The sequence below is a fragment of the Longimicrobium sp. genome, from assembly GCF_036388275.1.
Taxonomy (GTDB): domain Bacteria; phylum Gemmatimonadota; class Gemmatimonadetes; order Longimicrobiales; family Longimicrobiaceae; genus Longimicrobium.
Genome location: NZ_DASVSF010000059.1, coordinates 24887 through 45979, shown reverse-complemented (window position 1 = coordinate 45979; position 21093 = coordinate 24887). Strand labels below are relative to the sequence as shown.

The 21093-nt window shown below is 69.4% G+C and carries 16 protein-coding genes and 1 pseudogene; 11 read left to right on the top strand and 6 right to left on the bottom strand.

What is annotated here, in order from left to right:
• Nucleotides 1–233 precede the first annotated feature (233 nt).
• Nucleotides 234–2432, top strand: coding sequence for an MEDS domain-containing protein (locus VF632_RS12105; RefSeq protein ID WP_331023151.1), 2199 nt, complete (start codon nucleotides 234–236; stop codon nucleotides 2430–2432).
• A gap of 25 nt (nucleotides 2433–2457) precedes the next feature.
• Here VF632_RS12105 and VF632_RS12100 read toward each other — a convergent pair whose 3' ends face one another.
• Nucleotides 2458–4431 (bottom strand): Xaa-Pro dipeptidyl-peptidase, encoded by a 1974-nt coding sequence (locus VF632_RS12100; protein ID WP_331023150.1) that lies wholly within the window; start codon nucleotides 4429–4431, stop codon nucleotides 2458–2460.
• Nucleotides 4432–4792: 361 nt separating this feature from the next.
• On the opposite strand from VF632_RS12100, the gene VF632_RS12095 reads away from it, so the two are divergent.
• On the top strand, nucleotides 4793–5278 hold the full coding sequence (locus VF632_RS12095) for a Pycsar system effector family protein (RefSeq protein WP_331023149.1): 486 nt from the start codon (nucleotides 4793–4795) through the stop codon (nucleotides 5276–5278).
• A 1652-nt stretch (nucleotides 5279–6930) separates the two neighbouring features.
• On the opposite strand, the gene VF632_RS12090 is transcribed toward VF632_RS12095, so the two are convergent.
• Nucleotides 6931–7116 (bottom strand): hypothetical protein, encoded by a 186-nt coding sequence (locus tag VF632_RS12090; RefSeq protein ID WP_331023148.1) that lies wholly within the window; start codon nucleotides 7114–7116, stop codon nucleotides 6931–6933.
• A 477-nt stretch (nucleotides 7117–7593) separates the two neighbouring features.
• Here VF632_RS12090 and VF632_RS28060 point away from each other — a divergent pair.
• A pseudogene (locus VF632_RS28060) lies at nucleotides 7594–7704 on the top strand (ATP-binding protein); the annotation flags it as partial.
• Here the strand turns inward: VF632_RS28060 and VF632_RS12085 are convergent.
• A complete protein-coding gene (locus VF632_RS12085) occupies nucleotides 7676–8071 on the bottom strand; it encodes a response regulator (RefSeq protein WP_331023147.1) in 396 nt (131 codons plus the stop codon). The pseudogene VF632_RS28060 and the gene VF632_RS12085 sit on opposite strands and share 29 nt — an antisense overlap.
• Nucleotides 8072–8097: 26 nt before the next feature.
• Nucleotides 8098–8403, bottom strand: a complete 306-nt coding sequence (locus VF632_RS12080; protein ID WP_331023146.1) for an RNA polymerase sigma factor — start codon at nucleotides 8401–8403, stop codon at nucleotides 8098–8100.
• Nucleotides 8404–8885: 482 nt separating this feature from the next.
• Between VF632_RS12080 and VF632_RS12075 the strand changes: the two genes are divergently transcribed.
• The 6 genes from VF632_RS12075 (at nucleotide 8886) to VF632_RS12050 (ending at nucleotide 15191) form a co-directional block, all read left to right on the top strand.
• Nucleotides 8886–9176 (top strand): GntR family transcriptional regulator, encoded by a 291-nt coding sequence (locus tag VF632_RS12075; protein WP_331023145.1) that lies wholly within the window; start codon nucleotides 8886–8888, stop codon nucleotides 9174–9176.
• Nucleotides 9177–9279: 103 nt separating this feature from the next.
• Nucleotides 9280–9855, top strand: a complete 576-nt coding sequence (locus tag VF632_RS12070; protein WP_331023144.1) for a GAF domain-containing protein — start codon at nucleotides 9280–9282, stop codon at nucleotides 9853–9855.
• Nucleotides 9786–10745, top strand: coding sequence for a HAMP domain-containing sensor histidine kinase (locus VF632_RS12065; protein WP_331023143.1), 960 nt, complete (start codon nucleotides 9786–9788; stop codon nucleotides 10743–10745). Before VF632_RS12070 ends, VF632_RS12065 begins: the two co-directional genes overlap by 70 nt.
• Nucleotides 10746–10981: 236 nt before the next feature.
• Nucleotides 10982–12139 carry a sensor histidine kinase gene (locus VF632_RS12060; RefSeq protein WP_331023142.1) on the top strand — a complete coding sequence of 386 codons (1158 nt, stop codon included), beginning with the start codon at nucleotides 10982–10984 and terminating at the stop codon, nucleotides 12137–12139.
• 202 nt (nucleotides 12140–12341) lie between these two features.
• Nucleotides 12342–14192: an ATP-binding protein gene (locus VF632_RS12055; protein WP_331023141.1), complete on the top strand. Its 1851-nt coding sequence runs from the start codon at nucleotides 12342–12344 to the stop codon at nucleotides 14190–14192.
• 132 nt (nucleotides 14193–14324) lie between these two features.
• Complete coding sequence (locus tag VF632_RS12050) at nucleotides 14325–15191, top strand: universal stress protein (protein WP_331023140.1); 867 nt, start codon at nucleotides 14325–14327, stop codon at nucleotides 15189–15191.
• Between the two features lie 38 nt (nucleotides 15192–15229).
• On the opposite strand, the gene VF632_RS12045 is transcribed toward VF632_RS12050, so the two are convergent.
• Complete coding sequence (locus VF632_RS12045) at nucleotides 15230–16747, bottom strand: DASS family sodium-coupled anion symporter (RefSeq protein WP_331023139.1); 1518 nt, start codon at nucleotides 16745–16747, stop codon at nucleotides 15230–15232.
• A gap of 224 nt (nucleotides 16748–16971) precedes the next feature.
• Between VF632_RS12045 and VF632_RS12040 the strand changes: the two genes are divergently transcribed.
• The gene (locus tag VF632_RS12040) at nucleotides 16972–17850 is read left to right on the top strand and encodes a universal stress protein (protein WP_331023138.1); all 879 of its coding nucleotides are present in this window, start codon (nucleotides 16972–16974) and stop codon (nucleotides 17848–17850) included.
• 44 nt (nucleotides 17851–17894) lie between these two features.
• On the opposite strand, the gene VF632_RS12035 is transcribed toward VF632_RS12040, so the two are convergent.
• Complete coding sequence (locus tag VF632_RS12035) at nucleotides 17895–18368, bottom strand: pyridoxamine 5'-phosphate oxidase family protein (RefSeq protein ID WP_331023137.1); 474 nt, start codon at nucleotides 18366–18368, stop codon at nucleotides 17895–17897.
• 169 nt (nucleotides 18369–18537) lie between these two features.
• On the opposite strand from VF632_RS12035, the gene VF632_RS12030 reads away from it, so the two are divergent.
• On the top strand, nucleotides 18538–21075 hold the full coding sequence (locus VF632_RS12030; protein WP_331023136.1) for a GNAT family N-acetyltransferase: 2538 nt from the start codon (nucleotides 18538–18540) through the stop codon (nucleotides 21073–21075).
• Nucleotides 21076–21093: the final 18 nt, after the last annotated feature.

Here is a 21093-nt window from a genome sequence, read left to right as displayed (position 1 = left end):
GGCGAGGATGAAACGAAGCCCTCGACAAAAGATGGTCCCGGCGCCTGGCCCCCGGCCAGGGAGCCGCGCGGTGCCGCCGCGGAGAGCCCGTGCCGGCGAACGCGTGAAGAATGGCGGGGCGAGAGTCCCCGCGAACCCGGCACGCGACGGTCTTCGCGAACGGCTCCCAACCGGTCTACAACATGCAGCCGATCCCGGCAGGCCCACGACAGCCCAGGCGAGGGGGGGACTCGATGACGACACCGACGGAGCAGGTCGCGGAATCCGCGGCGGACGAGGTGCCCAGGAGGTCCGGCATCCACGCGGTCGGCGACATGCCGTGGGGCACGCACTTCTGCAGCTTCTACGAAACGCGCGCCGACCTGCTCGACACCGTCGTTCCGTACTTTCGCGCGGGGCTGGAGGATGACGAGCAATGCGTGTGGGTGACGGCCGAGGACGTCGAGACGGCCAGGGAGGCGCTGAAGCAGGCGCTTCCCGGGGTGGACCTGCACATGAACACCGGTGCCCTGCAGATCGTCTCCTGCTACGACGTATTCCTGCAGGACGGCGGCTTCGACGCGGACCGCGTGATCGCCGGGCTGCTGGCCCGGCTCGAGCGCGCGCTGGCGCGGGGCCACGCGGGGCTGCGGGTGCACGCCGACGAGGCCTGGCTCACCCGCAGCACGCGCGAGGCGTTCACCGCGTTCGAAGCGCTGATCGACGAGGAGCTCGCGGGGAAGCGGCTGCTCCTGCTCTGCACCTATCCGCTGGGCGGAAGCACGGGAAGCGAGATCTTCGACCTCGCGGCCACCCACGACTTCACCATCGCCCGGCGGTTCGGCGAGTGGGAAATGATGGAAACCATGGAGCTCGTCGCCGCCAAGGCCGAGATCCAGCGGCTGAACACCGAGCTCGAGCGGCGCGTGCAGACGAGGACGCAGCAGCTGGCCGAGGCCAGCGCGGCGCTGCGCGACAGTGAAGAGCTGTACCGCGTCCTGGCGGAGAACACCAGCGACCTGATCACCCTTCACGACGTGGAGGGCCGCCGCGCCTACATCAGCCCGTCGGCCCTGCGGGTCCTGGGCGTGGTACCCGCCGAACCGTTCGCGGGCGTGCACCCCGACGACCTTCCCGCCGTGCAGGAGGCGGTGCGCCGCTCGCTGCAGGGGGAACGGACGCTGACCACCTATCGCCACGCCGACCCGGACGGCGGCTGGCGGTGGCTGGAGGCGTCGGGCTCGCTGGTGCACTACCGGGGGATGCCGCACGTGCTGGCCGCCAGCCGCGACGTGACCGAACGCATGCGCCTGGCCGACCAGCTTCGCCAGGCGCAGAAGATGGAGGCCGTCGGCCGGCTGGCGGGCGGCGTGGCGCACGACTTCAACAACCTGCTCACCGCCATCCTGGGCTACTCCGAGCTCATCCTGTACGACGTGCCGGAAGACAGCCCGCTCGCCGCCGACGTGGGGGAGATCCGCCTGGCCGCCGAGCGCGCCCGCGGGGTCACCCGCCAGCTGCTGGCCTTTTCCCGCCGGCAGGTGCTGGAGCCCCGCGTGGTGGACGTGGGGGCGGTGGCGCGCGCCACGGAGCGCATGCTTCGCCTTCTGCTGCGCGAGGACGTGCACTTCGAAGTGCGCACGGGCCCCGTCCCCGTGCCGGTGTACGTGGACCCGGTGCAGGTGGAGCAGGTGCTGATGAACCTGGTGGTCAACGCCCGCGACGCCACCGGGCCGGGGGGCACCATCACCGTCGACGTGGGCTTCGTGGACGCCGCGGCCCACGCCGACCGCATGCCGGAATACGTTCGCCCGGGGCACTATGCCCGGATCGTCGTTTCCGACACGGGGACGGGAATGACGCCCGAGGTGGTGGCGCAGGCGTTCGAGCCGTTCTTCACCACCAAGCCCAGCGGCTTCGGCACGGGGCTGGGGCTGTCTACGGTGTTCGGGATGGTGAAGCAGGGCGGCGGCTACGTGTGGGTAGAGAGCGAGCCTGGCGCGGGAGCCGTCTTCACGGTGCTCCTGCCGATCACGGCCGAGCGCCAGGAGAGCGCCCCCGACGTGGTGCTGCCCACCCGGCACGACCTGAAGGACAAGACCGTGGTCGTGGTGGAAGACGAGGATGCGGTGCGCCACTTCGTGGTGGACGTACTGACCCGCCGCGGGGTGAACGTGCTGCACTTCGCCACCCCCGCCGAGGCGCTGAGCGTGCTCGCCGACCCCTATCGCCCCGTGGACGTGCTGGTTACCGACGTGGTGCTTCCCGGGATGTCGGGACCGGAGATGGTGGAGCGCATCCGGCCGGGACGGCCCCACCTGGGGGTGATCTACATTTCGGGCTACACCCCCGAGGAGACGGCCTTCACTCCCCTGCTCCGGCGCGGCAACGTGCTGCAAAAGCCGTTCGGGCCCGACGACCTGCTCGACCGCGTTTCCTCCGCCGCCCTCTAGCGCGCGGCGTGCGCCGGCTCCCGCGTCAGGGATTCGTCCGCACGCCGCCCGCCCGCGTCAACGCCGCGCCGCCGCCCACCACGGGCACCGTGAACGACGTTCCCGCCAGGTCCACCGTCAGCCTCGCTCCGGCGCGGGGCGAAAGGGTGAACTCGGGGTCGCTCGATAGGATCATGACCGCGAGCTGCCTCCCCGCGGGGATCACCTGGTCGTCCGGCTCCAGGTCGAAGGTCAGGTCGTAGAACCGCCCCGGGACCAGCCGCTCGCCGGGCCGCGTCGACGCGTACACGCCGCCGCGCGTGAGCGACGCATGGTTCTGGATGTCGGCCCACCCGCGCGTGACGACGCCCACGCGGCTGGCGTCGCCGATCGCAGCCGAGTCATAGGGAAGCGTCACCATCCACACGGTGAGGTTCGCCGCGGGGCCGTCGACGGCGACGCGCAGCGTGACGCGCGGCGTTCCGGAGATGCGCAGCGAATCGGTGAGCGGCGCCGTGGCGAAGAGCAGGCGATGGGTGGAGCGGGCTGCGCTTGCGTTGGCGCTTCCGCTGACGGCCGCGTCGTCGGTGATGGACTCGGTGCCGCGAGACGGGCGGAGGGCGAGCGGGGCGATGCCGTTGCCGCCGGGAGTGGGATAGAGCCGCACCGGCTCCGATCCCGGCGCCGGGAACGACGCGAACGGAACTGGCGCCGGCATTGCCCCACGCCCCGACGGACGCGCGGCGGTGCTGGAGACGATCCAGACCGGCGGATCGTTGCGGACGCCGTTGTCCACGCCGTACAGGTAGTGCGTGAACCAGCGGTTCACCATCTCCGCGGGCGGATCGCCGCCGTGGCCGCCCTGGTGAAGGTACAGCGAGACGGGGAGGCCGCGCGCCTTCATCTCGTCGTAGATCCGCACGCTGTGCGACGGCATCACGTTGTAGTCGTTCAGCCCGTGCGCCAGCAGCACCGCCGCCCGGATGTTCCTTACGTGCGGCAGCAGCTCGCGCGAGGCCCAGAACTCGTTGAAGTCACCGGTGGCGCGGTCCTGCCCCGCGGCGAAGACGCCGCCCTTGACGGTGCGGTCGCAGGTGGCGCGCGTGGCCGGCGGGCCGCTGGCCACGAAGTCGTAGAGCACGTCCACGTCCTCGCCCAGGTACCCGCCCGGCGACCGCACCAGCCCGTTGGATCGGTAGTAGTGGTAGTACGAGGTGTTCGCGGCCACGGGGACCACCACCTCGAGCCCCGCCACCCCCGTCGTCGCTGCGGCGAGCGGCAGCGTACCCTCGTACGACGTGCCGATCATCCCCACCTTACCCGTCGACCACGACGTCGCCGACACCTCAGCGGTGCCGTTCGGCGTCGAATAGCCCTTCGCGCGTCCATTCAGCCAGTCGATGACGGACTTCATCGCCGTGCGCTCCGGCGTGTCGCCGATCGTCACGCATCCCTGCGACCGCCCCGTCCCCGGCGCATCGGAGTGCACCACGGCAAAGCCGCGCGGCACCCACGTGCCCACCAGCTGGTTGGAGATGCGCGTGCGCGTGGAATCGTGCGGGGGGCCGCGCATGGCGCCGCGCGGCGGCGAGGGCTCGCCTAGCTCCTGCCGCACGTTCCAGAACGCGAAGGTGCGCGCGACGCCGGCGTAGTACGGGCTGGACCCGTACACCACCGGCACCTTCAGCCCCTCGGTTTCCGTCTGGCGCGGCCGCGTCACCCCCACGTGCACGCGATCCCGGCGGCCATCCCCGTCGGAGTCGAACTCCGTTTCTACCCACAGGTTCTGGCGAATCCACTGCGAGGCCTCGGCGAACGCCGGAACGACCTGCGCCATGCCGTTCGCGAACACGGGGCGGGCGCCCTGCTGCGCCGCGGGCGGAGTGCTCGCCGGCGCGGACGAGGTGCTCACCGGGGCCGGCGGGGTGCTCGCCGGCACCTGCGGCGCGCCGGCGCACGCGCCGCAGGCCAGCGTGAGCGCGGCCGCGATGCCGGCGCGGCGCAAAAGGATTTCAGTCATGCTCGGGGCCTCTGGTGGTACTCGCTCGGCGAGCGAGGGCGGGAGTTCGACGTCGGGCAGGCGGACGGGAGAGAACGTTATCGTTTCCGTGCGGATGTGAAAAGGGAGCCCGTGGATTCCGCTGTAACATGAACCCGGGAGCGCCGTGCGTTCCACGTCGGTGCCCCGGCGATGGAACCTCCGAGTGGGCTTCTGCCGCACGGTCCCACTCCAGGAATACGGCCTCGATGGGCCGGTGACGGCCACTGAACTCCGCGAAGCTTGCAGGGCCGAACGGCCGCTCTCATCTTTGTCCCACAAGGTGCAGGGCAGAGACCGTCCATACCTCTCGCGATCCACTCACAATCAGAACCTGTCGACAATGGACAAGCACGCTTTGCTCGAGACTACGCTCTCCCGCCAGCTGCAATGGATCGCCGCAGCTGATTTGAAGGTTTCTCCCCTGGCAACCGTAGACATTGCGATGTTCGGCGTCATCGCGGCCGTCGCTCCCACCTCGAACGGGTGGACAGGGGTGAGCATTACCCTCACCGTCCTGGCTCTGGCGGCACTCAGCGGGAGCTTGCTGCACCTGCTCGTGGCAACGTCGCCTCGTACCAGGAGCCCCATGGGATCTCTGATCTATTTCGGAGGCATCACGCAGCGGACGGAGGAGGAGTTCGTTGCAGAGATGCAAAACTTGAAGGCGGAAGAGTACGAGTTGGATCTTGCCCGCCAGACCTACAGGAATGCCTGTATCGCCGGTGAGAAGTACAAGCATGTGAAAACCGGCACGCGGTTTCTCTATGCCGCCATCGTCCCCTGGGCCCTGGCCGTGTACCTGCTAATCAGCCACAACACGCAGTAAACTCATCTCAAAGCTACGTATATTATGGACTTGGTTGCTGACGGTGGGATCGGAAGTTCACTGAAGGGACGCCGGATCGCCCGCCGGGGAACCCTGGACGGGCGCCGCGAGTGAAAGCTCGCCACGAAGACGGTACACCGCTTCGAACAGCAGTGACGACGTCAGCAGATGCACGAACGGCAGTGCCAGTCACAGGAGTTCACGGCCGGCAGCCATTGCCAGGGCGAAGAACACAAGCCCCGCAATGAGGGCAGCGAAGAATCGGGCGCGCCGATCGTGCCGCAGTTTCCGCAACCCCGGACGCAGAGTAGATACGACACGATTAGCCCGGGTACGAGAAATATTACTGGGCTGGCGTGACCGGCCTCGAGCCACGGAAACAGGACTACGGTGAGCGCTAACGATGGCGCACCCGATCACGCGAAATGTTTGGAAGGGACTCATGAGGGCACGCGTTGCGGTGAGGGAATCGCGGAAGCAGCCGTCCCTAAAGCGACGAATGATGGAACCACGCTAAATCGGCGGGGTTAGGCACACAAGAGTCACCCCGCTGGCCTGTTCCATGACCCCGAACGCAGATCGGGGCAGCCTGTAAGCCGCCCCGATAAATGGTCCTCCGTGCTCCACGCCGCTAGCGAGCGGGAGTGACGCGGTAACGCACGACCTACGGCACGTAACGGAATTCAGACCTCGCAAATGCTACAGCCCCGCAGGGGCCTCGCACATACGTGGCGGGCTCCCGGCCGGCACGACTGGCGCAGGCTTAAGACGGCGGTTCGAGTTCGAACCATTGGCAGAGGCTCCGATCCAGCATCTGCATCAGTTCCACGTCGATCACCGCCGCCTGGGGCTCCGGCAGGATGTGAATCTTTGTGACGCACCGAGACGGTTGAGGGTACGAACAGGAGGGCGCTGGATACACCCGCTCCCAGGCGGGAGAGCCAATCTCTATCTTCCACCTTCACAACTGGATCTACAGCGGCTCGTCCCGTTCCATCGTAGATAGGAACGATCACCTGGTACGACTGCGCCTTGGAATACCTTGGGGCGGTTACTACTACCCCATGGGTGGTGGCGAGAGCCGACTCGGCGTCCGGTGTGAATCGCACAATGCGGCCCCGCCAGGACCCCGCCAAGTGGTTCTCTTCGCCCGTGCACCCTTCCGATATCCCGAGCGCCAGGCGTAGCGTCTCCCGCAACCCCTTTAGATCCTTACTGCCCAGATATCCCGCACGCGCAGGCAACTGGCGGTATCTTCGTAACGCGAGGACACCCGGGTAGAAGTGGGTAACCTTCGTCAGCCCATTAGGGTTTCTGCCGTTCGGGCGTGGGTTGACCGTATGGCGCACGGCCCCGGCTCCTGCCTCTGTGTCCTTGGTGCTCCCGTAGGTCAACGTGGAGTTCGCTCCCGCTTCAGCCGGGGTCACGAGGGCATGCGGATGCCCAGTGTCGCTGTCGTCGCCCGGAAGGCCCGAATAGGGCCGGAGGCGAAACACGACTCCGGGATCGTGGCCAGGCGTGGTTTCGGTCTCGGTCATGGCTATTCGATAGTGGGCGTGGCTTCTTCCAAGGCCAGTTACCCAGATCGGACTCACAACAAAAAGCCGGGACGAATGTCCCGGCTCCCCTAGTTGCCCGTGCCAGCGCGCGGATTAGACCCGCGGCGCGAAACGCTCGAGGTTGTCTCTCGCGGCCTCACCGTTGTCTGCGAAGATCACCCTGAACGTCTCCGCGTCGGGGGTCACGTCGCTCTCGTTCTTGCGCTTTTGCGTCGATGGAGCCTTGCGCCGCGTACGCTCAGCCGCCTTCTTCGCCATCGCGTTGCCCTGGGTCGGCATAGCTATCTCCTGATGGGGAGAGGGACGGCTTCCCACCAAGGATACCTGGTGTGCGCCGCTCTTGTCAACCATCCCGGTTGCCTGGCATGTGTGGCTATCCGCCCCGATCTGTTACCCCACGAAGTGAAGTGAACCTGCGCGCAAGTTTGTTCACCTCGGACCGATGCCGGTACATGCTCCCAGCTACTTCACGCGGGGGGCGTCGCGGTGAGGTAGGGTGCGCCGCTGACGCTTCCGTGGAATCGTTCCAGGCCCTTTCCGATCACGAACCCGTGCTTCGTGACGTCGTATTCACGGGGCGCCTTGCTGTGCTGGCTCCCCCGCATCTTTCCCACCCTCCGCACCTTGCGGATCTCTCCATCGGCTTCGATGTAGCGCTGCGGACGAGCACGTCCGCTAGAAAGGAGACGACGTTGGAGGTCGGCGTTCGAGCAAACGGAGCAGGGACTCACACGCAGGAAAGATGGCACCGGGCCGGGGCTCACCATCAGCCGGGAGCTGGCCCGGTGCATGGGCGGCGACCTTACGCTGCGAAGCGAGCCCGGCAGGGGATCGGCCTTTACCCTCTGGCGTCCCGCGGCTTCGTAGCGGGGTCCACGAGCGATCGGATCCGCCCGGCGATCACGTCCAGGGCACACGGCTTCATCAGCAGATCGTCGCAGACGGCGCGCATCCGTTCCTGCTGCGTGGGCGACTGGCACGCCGTAACCGCGAGGATGGGCGTCTGCGCCGAAGGCGGGTGCCACCGCAGCCACTGGGCGGTTTCAATCCCATCGAGCACCGGCATCACGATGTCGATGAGCACCACGTCGGGTTGATTCCCCTGCACACACAGAATCGCCTCACCTCCGTGCCGCGCTTCCACCACCAGATAACCACAGGTCCGAAGGAACTCCGCGTATCCCTCACGGGTCGGCGCGTGGTCATCTACGACGAGCACCGTTCTCGTGTGCATCCACGAACTCGCACGGCGGCTGTCCGTCATGACTGCCATCGCTGTAGGACGTGGGGCGCGGGGACTGCCTCTGCTCGACGGGCGAGGCCGGCCCGCGCGTGGCTGCGGGCAATCAGGATGATCCACGCCTCTACCGAGCCCCACCCGGTGTGATAGCGGTCCGCCTGGGTCCAGACCTGCGAGAACGCCTTTTCCACTACCTCTTCGGCGTGGTGGCGGTCGCCCACCAGGTGAAGGGCGACCGCGTACACCCGGTCCGACCAGCGATCGTACAGCTCGCCGAGGGCCGCTTCGTCACGGCCCTGAACGCGTTCCACCAAGCGCAGATCCATGTTAGTTTCCGCTACGACGGCAAGCGGCGCGCGGAGGGTGCCGCGCGCCGCTTGCCGCGTCGGCTGGGCTGCGCCAATGGGAGTGCGTGCCGGGGTCCGCCCAATGGAGGCTTCGGCCCATTCGGCATCTGCCTGCTCCGCCTCCCTATGGTCCACCATGAGGGCCCATCGCTGTGGTAGTGCGGGTGCAGGGTGGCCTCTGCTCAGCGGGAGGCACGGCCCAATCTTCAACTCCACCCGCCTGCTCGCCGGCCGCTCGATGAACTGCCACTTCGCCATATGGACAGCGGATCGCGGGTCGAGCAAGAGCCGTACCGGTACTGACACAAAAAGTGCGACAGAATTGGAGGTGAAGAGCCAACCGTCGCAAGGTCTGCCCAAGCTGCAACAGGCATGGCAGGCAATGTGAAAAACTGTCGTCGTGTCAGCCTGTACGCGGATGCGTGCGAGAGCCGGTTTCTACATCGCCACCACAAATCAGCATGAGCCGTACACTCGACCACCCGGCCGAGGCGCGCCTGGCAGATCTGCTTCGCGGGCGCCTGCTCGCGGGGATCCACACCGGGCGCCTGGCCGCCGTCGACCGGCTGCCGAGCTACCGCGAGATTTCGGACGAGCCGGGGATGGTCCTGCGGGCGGTGGCGCGGGCGTACGCCTTTCTGGAAGCCGAGGGGCTGGTGGAGGTGCGGGGGCGCTCGGGCGTCTTTCTGGCGGAGCAGAAGCGCGTCGGCGGGCGCCTCCTGGCGGAAACCCGCGGAGCCGTGCCTGCATGAGCGACCGCGAACCGGCGGATGATTCCGCGGCAGCGGGGCGGATAGACCTCGATGGAGGCGGGGAGCGCGCGCGCCTCGCATTCCTGGCGAGGCCAGCCGGCGGTTGTCGGATTCTCTCGACTACGAGGCCACCCTGGTCACCGTGGCCGGGCTTGCCCTGCCCCACCTGGGCGCCTGGTGCATCGTCGACCTCCTGGAGCCCGACGGCTCCATCCGCCGCCTGGCGGTCATCCACCCCGACCCGGCCAAGCACGCCCCAGCCCGCGACCTGCACCTGCGCCCGCCGGGCCGGGGCGACCCCGTGGGCGCGCCGCGCGTCATGCGCATGCGCGAGCCGGAAATCGTGGCCGAGGGGCTGGAGATGGTTCTGGCCTGCGACCATTGCGACGAGGAGCACCGGGCGCTCCTGCTGGAGATGGGTGCCGAAACGTTCCTCACGGTGCCCATGGTGGCACGGGGCCGGATGGTGGGCGCCATCACCTTCGCCACCTCGGGCCAGGGGCACGGGGCCGGCGAGCCCGATCGCCTGATCGCCGACGACCTCGCCCGGCGCTGCGCGATGGCCATCGACACGCGCGGCTCTACGCCGAGGCGCAGACCGCCCGCGGGGTGGCGGAGCGGGCGCTCGACGATGCCAGGACGCTCGCCAGGGAGGCAGCGGCCGCCAACGAGCGGCTGATGCTGGCGTCGCTGCGGGAGCAGGAGCTGGCACAAGAGGCGCAGGCGGCGAACCGCGCCAAGTCGGAGTTCCTTTCCAACATGAGCCACGAGCTGCGCACTCCCCTCAACGCGGTGATGGCGTACACCGACCTGCTGGACCTGGGGATTTCCGGTCCCGTCACGGAGCGGCAGAAGGCACACCTGGAGCGGATCAAGACGGTGACCGCCCAAGCCGCGGCCGGTGGCGTGGAGATCCAGGTTCTCCATTGCGATGGAGAGGAGCCCTGCTATTTGGGCGACAGGCAGCGCGTGCGGCAGGTGCTGGTGAACCTCCTGGCCAACGCGGTGAAGTTCACCGAGCCGGGCGGACGGGTGACGGTGACGTGCGGCTGCACCCAGCGCCCGGACCCGGAGACGGAATTCGGCGAGGAGGGCCGCTGGACGTACATGCGGGTGCAGGACACGGGCATCGGCATTGCCCCGGACCAGCTCGCGGCGGTGTTTCGCCCCTTCGTGCAGGTGGAAACCGGCTACACCCGAGCGCGGGGAGGTACTGGGCTGGGCCTGGCGATCGCCCGCGACCTCGCCGTCCGAATGGGCGGAGCCCTGACGCTGCGGAGCGAGCCTGGTGTGGGGTCGTGCTTTACGCTCGGCTGCCGGCATGCTCCGGGGCAGCTCCGCCCTCCGACGCCTGATCTTCGCCATCAATCCGCCCTCCGCCCTCGCTTGAACGACGGCGGGTCGTGGGGCTCCGGATGCCGGGGTGCGTCCTTCCACGGCGGAGCGAGGAACGGCGGTTCCACCAGATCGGGGCCCTGTTCGCACAACTCCCGCGCCTCCCGCACCAACGCTTTCGCTGCTTCGATGGCCTCTTCGCTCCGCTGGATGGCGAGCCGCAGACGGACGTAGATATCGTCGTTCGGGTACATGGGCGGACCATGCCGCCAACGGTGTGCCGCGCCCGGAACACACGACGGGCCAGACCCCGGACCAGCGGACAGCCGAGTTGGTCGCGGGGGGCCAACCCACTTCGCTGGTGGCGCAATTCTTTCCGTTTCGATCCGGGCCGCACTGGGCCAGATCGCACGGGCGGCATCGATGCCCCTGGCCTGCCGGCGTGAGCCCTTCAAACCCGGATCGATTGCGTGCACCTGTCAGAGTTCATCGTCGCGAACCGCAAGTCCATCCTCGCCGAGTGGGAGGAGTTCGCGCGCACCTGTGAGCCGTCCAGCGCCCAGATGGGAATCACGGAGCTCCGCGATCACGCGGACGGAATTCTCACCATGATCGCCGCGGACCTGGAGACGGCGCAGGACGCGGCCGAGCAGTCGAAAAAGTCGAAGGGGAACGCGGTCGATGACACCCCCGAGGAGACGGCGGCCGAGGAGCACGGTGCCGGCCGGGCCGAGAGCGGCTTCACCGTGGCACAGATGGTCGCCGAGTACCGGGCGCTTCGCGCCAGCGTCATTCGGCTCTGGACCGAGAGCCAGGGCGAGCTCGCACCCGGGGACATCGAGCAGCTGACTCGCTTCAACGAGGCCATCGACCAGTCGCTCGCCGAATCCGTGGTCCGCTACTCCGAGCAGCTGGACCGCGCCCAGGAGATTTCCGTCGCCATCGTGGGACACGACCTCCGGGCGGGGCTCGCCGCCATCCGGGCGTCGGCGAGCGCCTTGCTGAGCACGCAGCACCTGGAGCAGACGGCCGTGACGCTTGCCTCCCAGATCGCGGAAACCGCCGACCGCACCACGCACACGGTGGGCATCCTCCTGGACTTCACCCGAAGCCGCCTGGGTGAAGGGATTCCCATTCACCGCTCCGAGGCATCCATGGGGACGCTGGCGCACGACGTGGCGGCCGGGATCGCGGCCGCGCATCCCGAGCGGCGCTTCAGCGTGGAAGGTGGCACGGAAGAGCGCGGAGAGTGGGACGTTGCGCGAATCAGCCAGGCACTGGCCAACCTGATCGAGAATGCGGTGCAACACGGCACGGCGGGTACGCCCGTCACCGTGCACGTGAACGGCGACGAGCGCGACGTTTACGTCTCCGTTCACAACCGCGGCACGGCGATCCCACGCGAGCAGCTGGACACGCTGTTCGAACTGCGCAGTGCCGCCCCTGCGGAGGAGACCTCCGCCCGTGAGCCGCAGGAGGGACTGGGGCTGGGACTCTACATCGCCGAGCGGATCGTGCGCGCGCACGGCGGCAGCATCATCGCGAAGTCGTCGGAGGTGCACGGGAACACCTTCACCGTCTGCCTTCCGCGCCACGCCCCCGCGGAACGCCGGAAGGCGGTGCGCTGAGCGAGCGATCCGGGCTGCACCCGATGACCAGGCGGGAGGGGGAGGTGATCCCCCTCCCGCTTTTCACATCTGCCGATGTGTGGCAAACCCGACACTTGCATACGCCGCAAAACCCGCTCAATGATTTCCAGCGGCGTATCTCGTGCATGTACCGATATCATCAGATGATACGGTCTCCATGCACCAGCGATCCGTTAGCTCAATGTTCCCCCAGAAACCTGCCGACGAACAGAGCCGCGACGCCGGCGGCGGATCCGCTCGTGGTGGGGGCGCGTCTTCCGGCATTGCCGGGAGTGAGACCCGGGAGCGGGAGGCGGCGCGGCGGCGCGCGGAGCTCCGGGCCCATGCGTCCGCGGAGCCCGCCGCCCCGTTCAGCGATCCGGCCAGCGACACGACGGGAATGGGGGTCGTGCACCAGGCCTTTTCGGCACTCGCCGAGAACGTGCGGGACTACGGCATCTTCCTGATGGACCCGGACGGCTGCATCACTTTTTGGGGCGAAGGCGCACGGCTGCTCAAGGGGTGGACGAAAGCCGATGCAGAGGGCGCCCACCTGCGCCTGCTGTACCCGGACGGCGGTGCGGAAGATGGCGGGGCCGAGGAGCATCTGCGAACGGCGGCCGAGAGCGGAGAGTACCAGGGCGAGGGGAACCGCGTCCGCAGCGATGGCTCGACCTTCTGGGCCGGAGTCACCCTCACCGCCCTGCGAGACACCGACGGTACGCTGCTCGGCTTCGCGAAGCTCACGCGCGACCTGACCGCGCGGCGCGCCACGGAGGCCGCCCGCAAGGCTGCCCTCGAAGCGGCGGAGGAAGCGGCCCGGGTAAAGAGCCACTTCATCGCCACCATGAGCCACGAGATCCGCACCCCCCTCAACGCGGTGATGGGCTACGCCGACCTCCTCGCCATGGAGCTGGGCGGCCCGCTCACGCGGGCGCATCACGAGCAGATCGCCAAGATCCGGGCCAGCAGCCAGCATCTGCTGGGGATGGTCGACGACGTGCTGGACCTGGCCCGCATCGAGTCGGGCCGCATGGCCGCCGCCCGTGCACGGCTGCGGCTGGGGTCGGTGGTGTCGCGGGCGATGGTCCTCGTCGAGCCGCAGGCGAGTGCCCATGGCGTGGAGCTGGTGAGCGCGATGTCCGGGTTCGTCTCGGAACAACACTGCTGGGGCGACGGCGAGCGGGTTCGGCAGATCCTGCTCAACCTGTTGAACAACGCCGTCAAGTTCACCGAGCGGGGCGGGCGCATCACCATCGGCGCGGAAGCGGCTGCCGAGGCCCCGGCGTACACCCGGCTGGAGGGTCCCGGGCCCTGGATCTACATCCGGGTCGAAGACACCGGCCGGGGAATTCCACCGGGGCGGCTGGAGGCCATCTTCGAGCCCTTCGTACAGGCGGAAACGGGCTTCACCCGGCGATTCGGGGGAGCGGGGCTGGGCCTGGACATCAGCCGGCGCCTGGCGCGGCTGATGGGTGGAGACCTCACCGTGCGGAGCGAGCCGGGCGTCGGATCGGCCTTCTTTCTCTGGCTTCCCGCCGCGGCGAACGAGGAGGCCGATTCGGGCCCCTGCACGGGGGATGACGACGGGGTCGGCGTCTTCGCGGCCATCCGGGCAGCCGTTCTTTCCGAGCTGGAGCGCATCCTCCACGTGTACGTCGCGCGCCTGCGGAGCGATCCGGGCACACCCCACGCGCGCCGCCTTTCGGAGGCGGAGCTGGAAGACCACCTGGCGAGCTTTCTTTCCGACCTGGCGCAGACCATGGGCACCACGCATCTCGCGCCCCAGCCCGGGATGCGCCGCGAGGAAACCGTGATCCAGCGCGTGATCTCGGAGCGCCACGGGCTGCAGCGTGCGCGGCTGGGGTGGACGGAGGAGGAGATCCGGAGAGAGTTCCAGGTGCTGCGCGAGGAGCTCGCGGCGGCCGTGCGGCGGCGGGTGCACCCGTGCGGCGAGGCGGAGCTGGAGACGGCGATCGGCGTGCTCACGGAAGCGGTCACGCACGCGGAAGGACTCAGCGTGGAAAGCTATCGGGGAGCCGCGGCGGAGTGATCGCTCTGCGGCCCGCCCGCGCGGCCACGCACGGCTCTTGCATTGACCAAACGGTTAGTAACTCCCATCTCGTTTAGCCGCTTCGCGATACGTGCCGCAGCGACGAAGGACACTGAATTCCACAGGCTGATCATGAGCATTCGAAAACTTGTCGTCGGGGTCGGGGGCGTTCACGAGCCCGACGCGGTGCTTCCGGACGCCGGGGCGCTGGCCACGCGCGCCGGGCTCCCGCTGGAGGTGGTGCATGCCTTCGACGTGTCCGACCCGTTCGTGGATACCTATCTCCGCTTTTCCACGATCCCCGGCGACCCGCTGCTGCACTACGCCGAGGGGCTGCAGGCGCGGCTGGAAGGACAGCTCGGCGGCCTGGCGGGTGAGTGCGAGGTTCACTGCCGGGCCGAGGCCGGCCAGGCTTCAGCCGTTCTTCACGAGGCCACCTGCGGCGGGGACTGCCTCCTGGTCGTCGGCCCGACGCGGCGCGGGCGCGTGGGGGCGGCGCTCCTGGGCACCACGGCGCAGAGGGTGCTCCACGGCGCACGGACGCCCGTCCTGGTGCTGCACGGCGAGCTCGCCCCCTGTCCACGCGTCCTCTTCTGCGTGGACGTGGGCTCGCCGGGGGCGCTCGCGATGGTGGAAGGGGGACTCGCGGTGATCCGCGCCCTCTGCACGAAGGATACGGTGGAGGCTCGCGTCCTCCTGGTGGTGGGACTGGAGCTGGACCTTCCGATTCCGGGTCTCCATGAGCGCCTGGCGAGCGCGGCGCGGGAGCGTCTGGACGCGTTCCTCGCGGAGCTCCCCGAGGGAGTCCAGGTAGAGTCGGTGATCCGGACCGGCGCTCCCGCCCGCGAAGCGGTGGCGGAGGCCGCGGAGTGGGCGGCGGAACTGGTCGTCGTGGGAAGCCACGGGCGTACCGGTGCCGCGAGAGCGCTCCTGGGCAGCGTGGCCGAGGCCATCGTGCGTGATGCGCCCTGCAGCGTCCTGGTGATTCCCCCGGAGTGAGCGTTTCCCTCGTGGAACGCCGTGGCTTCCGGCGCGCCTCAGGGAAGGAAGAACCAGCCGACGAGGGCGTACGCGAGCAGCGGGACGACGAACGCGAACACCGCGTCCATCCACGCCCCGCCGCGGGCCATCTGGGCAGTGGTCACGTAGCCGGTGCCGTAGGCGATCGCGTTGGGGGGTGACGCCACGGGAAGGATGAAGCCGCCGCTCGCCGCCAGTGTCGCCACCGTCGTCAGCAGTACGGGGCCCTCACCGATGCCCACGGCGAGGGCGGCGATCACCGGGAGGAAGGTGACCGCGGCGGCCGTGTTGCTCGCTACCTTGCTCAGCGCCACCAGGAAGGCCGCCACGGCAACCGCCACGGCCAGCGGCGGCCACCCACCCACCCCGGACAGCGCGTCGCCGATCCAGCCGGCAAGCCCCGTCCCGGCGATTCCCGCGGCCAGGCTCAGCCCTCCCCCGAACAGGAGGAGCACGTCCCAGGGAAGCCGCGCCACGGTTTCCCAGTCGAGCACGCGCGTTCCCCGCGCGGCGGGGAGCGCGAAGAGAACCACCGCGCCGGCCACCGCGATCCCGGCGTCGGAAAGCCCGGGCACCCACCGGCCGAGTGCCGGGCGCGCGATCCACAGCGCGTCGGTGAGGAGAAAGACGATCGCGACCGTCCATTCCGCCCGGGAAACCGGCCCGAGCGACGCGATTTCGCGGGCGATCAGCTCGCGGCCGCCCTCGACCTCCGCGCGGCCCAGGGGAAGCACCACGCGGGTGAGGAGGAGCCAGGTGAGCGGGAGAAGGACCAGCACGAGGGGAACGCCCACCTGCATCCACTGCAGGAATCCGATCTCCACCTCGTACGTCTTCGCGAGAAAGCCGGCCAGGAGCGCGTTGGGCGGTGTTCCGATCAGGGTGCCGAGCCCGCCGATGGCCGCGGCGTAGACGACGCCCAGCAGGACCGCCGGGGGAAAGTTGGGCTCGTCGGCGGCGCACTGCTTCACCAGCTCGATCACCGACAGGGCGATCGGAAGCACCATCAGCACGGTGGCGGTGTTGTTCACCCACATGCTGATGAACGCCGTGGCGATCATGAACCCCGCCACCAGCCCGGTGGGACGGGTGCCCGTGGCGCGCACCAGCACGAGCGCGATGCGCCGGTGCAGCCCCCACCGCTGCATGGCGGCCGCGAGCATGAAGCCGGCGAGGAACAAAAAGACCACGGGGTCCGCGTACGGAGCCGCCGCCTCGTCCACGGCGCGCGCGCCCACCAGGGGAAAGAGGAGGAGGGGGAGGAGCGCCGTCATCGCGAGCGGGAGCGCTTCCGACACCCACCACACGCCCATCCACGCGGCGACGGCCGCTACTCGCCACCCGGGCGCGTCCAGGCCCTGCGGGGCGGGTAGCATCACCAGGACCGCGAACGCGGCCGGACCCAGCAGGAGCCCGATCCGCTGCACCCGTGTCGATGCCGTCGCGGGCTCGTTCACCGCGGCACCCGGTGCCCCGCCCGTCCGGGCATCCGGCGGCCCGACGGGGTCCGGTCCCGCTTCGATCTCGTTGCGCACGTCGTTGATGGAGGAGGGGCTGGGGCTTCAGGCCGTTCTGTGCTCCGGCTCATTCCAGCCCGCTTACGCATGCGCGGTGGCTGGAGAAGCCGGTCCAGGATTGCCTTATGCCGAGTGGGGATGATGGAGCACCCGTCCGGGTGCCGCTAGAGGATCGTCCCCCCCCCGGCCAGGCCCACAACGTGCTGGACGCAACACCCAACGCACAAGGAGAGAACCAGGATATGCTGAGCACACACCAGGGTCCGGGTGCCGGACGAGCGTCGTTCCGGTCCATCGTGGTCGCGACCGACCTTTCCGACGGCTCGGACGAGGTCGTACGGGCAGCGGGCGAAGTGGCGGCGCGGTCGGCCGCCTCCCTTCACGTGGTCCACGCCATCGACGTGCCCGCCGGGGCGGGCAATGAGCCGCACGAGGAGCAGGTTCGCGAGGCGGAACGACTCCTGGACGCACTGATCAGCCGTGAAGTTCCCGCCGAGGTAGCGGCGGAGCGCCACGTCGCGGGGTTTCCCCCCGAGCGCGCGATCATGGAGTGGGCGGACCGGGCCGGCTCCGGCCTGATCGTGGTAGGGCCGCACGTTCGCCGGGCAGGGCCCGCTCGTCTCCTCGGCAGCACGGCGGAGCGGGTACTCGGCGGCGCGGGAGTTCCCTGCCTGGTGGTCCGCACCCCACTCGCCGTGCCGTCGAGCCACGTGGTCGTGGCGGTGGATCCCGCGCACGACCTGGAGCCCGTGCTGGACGCCGCCATCCACTGGGCCCTCCTCTTCGCAGGCGCAGAGGGAGCGGGGGGTGCACCGAAGCTTTCGGTGCTCCACGTTACGAACGACCCGCGCAGCGGCCCTCCACCGGCTCTGGACGAGGCCCTTCGCCGCGCGCTCTCCCGTGGTGACGAGGAGGGGCGGTTGACCGCCAGTCTCGCCATCCGCGGCACCGACGTCGTGCAGTCGATCCTGCTGTTCGCCGAGGTAGAAGCCACCGACCTGCTGGTGCTTTCCACCCGCAACCGGGGCCTGGTGGGGCGTGCGCTGCTCGGGAGCGTGAGCGCCGAGGTAACCCGGCGCGCGCCGTGCAACGTCCTCCTCGTACCCCCCCGACCGAAGTAACAGCCTAAATTCCGGCGAGGGGGACGGCCCGGGAGCGGTGCGGACTAGACCGGCGCCCCCCCACGGGCGGGGGTCGCCTCGCGCCCGGTAAGGTCCTGCGCCGCGATGCGGAACATCACGGACCGCGCGGGCATGGGATCGTCGGAGGTAAAGGATTCCGGGATCAGCGACCGGAGCAGCTCCACCCCGGTGCGCCACGCCTCCTGGCGCCACTCCGGCCCGTCGTCCGTGACCGTGTAGAGCCCGCCGTGCACGACCACGCTGCGCCAGCTGAAGATTCCCTCCACCTCGTCCACCTCGAACGCCACGGGCCGCCACAGCTCCCCGGTCGCCGTGAGCTTGGCCCCGTGCGACGTGCGCCCGTACAGCCACTCGCCGTCGAAGACGTAGTGGAGCGGCTCGATGTCCAGGTGCTCGTTCCACGAGTACGCCAGGCGCCCCACGTGGTTTCGCGCGAGGATGCTCTCGCATTCCTCGCGGCTCAGGCTTCGGATGTGCGGCTTCGGCGTGGAGCTCATATTGATCCCTGTGGACGTGGCGGACCCGCGCGCGGCGTGGCAACGGGGATTTCGCTGACCGGCCCCCACCGGCCTTTCGGCTTCGACCCCGCTGGCTCACCCGGCACATCCAACGCCACGGCCATCCGCGGTGTGGGGGACAGCTTCCAAACCTCGACGAGTACTCCAGATGATTCCGCTTCCGGACGGAGGAGAAAACCCGCCGCCTGCCCACGCCCCGTGCGACGTCGTCCTGCGGGACGGCTCCACCGCCCGCGTGCGGGTGACGGAAGCCGGCGATGCGTCACGCGTCGCTGAGTTCCTCCGCGCGCTTTCTCCCGACTCGCGGGCACTCCGCTTCTGCGGCGCGGTCGGCGAGCAGGCGCTTTCGCGAGAGGCGGAACGCCTGGTGGGAACCGCCGGCGGTGCCTTTGGGCTTGTCGCGACGGTGGGCGGTGCCGGCCGCATCATCGGCCATGCGATGTTCATCGGCCTCACGGGCGTGCACAGCAGGGTTGCCGAGGTCGCGCTGGTGATCGCCGACGAGCACCAAGGACAGGGACTGGGGACCATCCTGCTCGGCCAGCTTGCCCAGATCGCCGCCGGCCACGGCGTACGGAGCTTTACCGCCGACGTGCTCGCGCACAACCGGCGCATGCTCCACGCCTTCCAGGAATCGGGCTTTCCGGTGACGATCACGTCGGATGGCGACGACGCCAGGGTGGACTTTCCCATCGAGGTGACGGGAGAAACCCTGCGGCGGTTCGACGAGCGGGAGTGGACCGCGGCGGTGAACGCCATGCGCCCCTTCTTCGCCCCCCGCTCGGTGGCCATGATCGGGGCGTCGCGCCGGCGCGAGTCGGTGGGCGGCACGTTGCTTCACAACCTCCTGATCTACCCGTTCGCGGGCCCGGTCTTTCCCGTACATCCAGACGCGCCGGTCGTCCAGGGCATCCTCGCGTACCCGGGCGTCGAGGAGATCCCGGGCCCGGTGGACCTGGCGGTGATCGCGGTTCCGGCCGAAGCGGTCGTCGAAGCCGCGGAGGCGTGCGCCAGGAAGGGGGTTCGCGCGCTGGTGGTGGTGAGCGCGGGGTTCGCCGAGTCCGGTGCCCTGGGGCGGAGCCGGCAGGATGCGCTCCTCCAGGTCTGCCGGATGAGCGGAATGCGGCTCATCGGGCCGAACTGCATGGGGATCGTCAACTCCGACCCCGCGGTGCAGCTGAACGCCACCATCGCGCCCGTGCTTCCCGTCGCGGGGCGCATCGCGTTCATGTCGCAGAGCGGGGCGCTCGGGCAGGCGATCATGGGCTACGCGAGTGCGCGCGGGCTCGGTATCTCCACCCTGGTATCCGTCGGAAACAAGGCCGACATCTCGGGCAACGACCTGGTTCGCTACTGGGCCCAGGACGCGGGCACGGACGTGATCCTGCTGTACCTGGAGTCGTTCGGCAATCCGCGGAAGTTCTCGCGCATCGCTCGCCAGGTGGCGCGCGGCAAGCCGATCGTGGCCGTGAAGAGCGGCCGGTCGCTGGCGGGCGCCCGTGCCGCCGGCTCCCACACCGGGGCGCTGCTGGGCGCATCCGACCTGACCGTGGATGCGCTCTTCCGCCACGCGGGCGTCATTCGGGCCGACACGCTGCGCGAGATGTTCGACATCGCGTCGCTCCTGGTGTCCCAGCCGGCACCCCCGGGCCGGCGGGTCGCCCTCGTCACCAACGCGGGCGGACCCGCCATCCTGTGCGCAGATGCGTGCCAGGCCGAGGGACTGGAGATCCCGCAGCTGGCTGGCTCCACCGTTGAAGCCCTGCGTCCCGTCCTCCCGGCGCACGGCGCGCAAGCCAACCCGGTCGACCTGGGCGCCGGCGCGACGCCCATCCTGTACCGCCGCGCCATCGAGATCGCCGGGCGGGATCCTGGCGTGGATGCCCTGGTTGTGATCCTGGTGCCGACGCACTCCGCGCCGGCGGAGGACACCCTCGGGGAAGTCTCCGCCGGCGCGCACCAGCTGGCTGGCAGGATCCCGGTGCTTGCCGTCGTGATGCAGCCGGCGCCCGCGCCCATGACCCCTCATTCCGGGGAGAGGCATCCACCCGTGTACGCCCAGCCGGAGGACGCGGCCCGCGCGCTCGCGAAGGTGGCACGCTACGGCGAATGGCTGGCGGAACCCGCTTCCGACGCTCCCCGCCTGGAGGGAGTGCGCCGCAAGGAAGCTCTCGCGATCGTGGCGGGCGCGGTGAGCCGCGGCGCCGAATGGCTCCTTCCCGACGAGGCTGCACGGCTGCTTCGGTGCTACGGCCTGTCGTGCCTGGCCCCGGCGACCGGCTCCCAGGCCCAGCAGATGGCGCCGGAGGGGGTGGAGATGATCGTGGGGGTGGTGCACGACCCGCAGTTCGGACCCGTGGTCGCCTGCGGCGCGGGGGGAGTGGTGATGGAGCTCCTGAAGGACGTCTCCGTCCGCCTGACTCCCCTCTCCCGAGCGGACGCGGAGAAGATGGTTCGTGAGCTCAGGACGTACCCGCTGCTCACCGGCTACCGGGGCGCCTCGCCCTGCGACGTCGGCGCGCTCGTGGACGCCGTGCTCCGCGTGGCGGCACTCGTCGACGACCTTCCCCAGGTGGTGGAGCTCGACCTGAACCCCATCATCATCCATCCCGCCGGAGCGGCGGTCGTGGATGCGCGCGTGCGGGTCGCGCCGCCGCGCCCGTCTCCCATGCTCGGCCAGCGGTGAGAGCGCTCGCGTGAAGAC